Genomic DNA, 1,104 nt, shown 5'->3' on the forward strand with positions numbered 1-1,104 from the left:
GCATCACGCGTGCGCGGTCGACAACAACGGAAAGACGGTGTTCAGCCAGAAATTCGGCAACGACCAGGCCGCGATCGAGACGTTGATCGCCCGCGCCGGCCAGGCCGCCGACCAAGTGTGGTGGGCGATCGATCTGACCAGCCCGATGGCATTGCTGCTGATCACCGTGCTGCTGGCCGCCGATCAAGCGGTGACATATGTGCCCGGCCGGGTGGTGAACTCGATGACCGGCAGCTTCCGCGGCGAAGGAAAAACCGACGCCAAGGACGCGCGAGTGATCGCGCAGAGCGCCCGTCTGCGTGAGGACCTGAACCAGGTCACGATGCCCGACGAGCTCGTGGTCGGGCTGACCCAGCTCACCAGCTACCGCACCGACCTGATGGCGGACTGGGTGGCCGGGATCAACCGGCTGCGCGCGCTGCTCGGGTCGATCTTCCCCGCGTTGGAAGCCGCGTTCGACTACTCGAACCGGACCCCGCTGATCCTGGTCACCGGGATGTGCACCCCAGCCGAGATCAGGGAAGCCGGAATTGACGGTGTCACAACACATCTCACCGAACACGGGGCCTGGAAACCGGGCATCGCCAAGACTGCTGCTGCCGCCCTCGACGCCGCCGGACGCCAGAGCCTGGCTCTGCCCGGTGAGGCCGACACCGCGATGCTGGTCAAACGCATCGCAGGCAAGCTCCTCGATCTGGACCGGGAGATCAAAGACACCGACAAACTCATCACGACCCGATTCCGGGAGCACCCGTGGGCGGCCATCATCGAATCCCTGCCCGGCATGGGACCCGGGCTCGGGGCGGAATTCCTCGTCGGCACCAGCGGCGACCTCGCGAATTTCGCCAGCGCGGGACGTTTGGCCTCCTACGCCGGGCTGGTCCCGGTTCCCCGGGACTCGGGCCGCGTCAGCGGCAACCTGCACCGGCCGAAACGCTACAACCGACGCATGCGGCGCGTGTTCTTCATGGCCGCCCTGTCGAGCCTGCGCTACGAAAACGGGCCCTCGCGCCGGTACTACGACCGTAAGCGCGGTGAGCGACTCATCCATACCCAGGCCCTCCTAGCCCTGGCCCGGCGCCTGGTCGACGTCCTGTGGGCACT

General features: G+C 66.8%; 1 protein-coding gene. It reads left to right on the forward strand.

Annotation, left to right across the window (positions count from 1 at the left end; all coding sequences use genetic code 11):
• The coding region (locus tag ACZ60G_RS44140; protein WP_465818408.1) for an IS110 family RNA-guided transposase at window positions 1-1,104 on the forward strand (1,104 nt) is incomplete at both ends.

The organism is Nocardia sp. NPDC102475, from assembly GCF_055584605.1.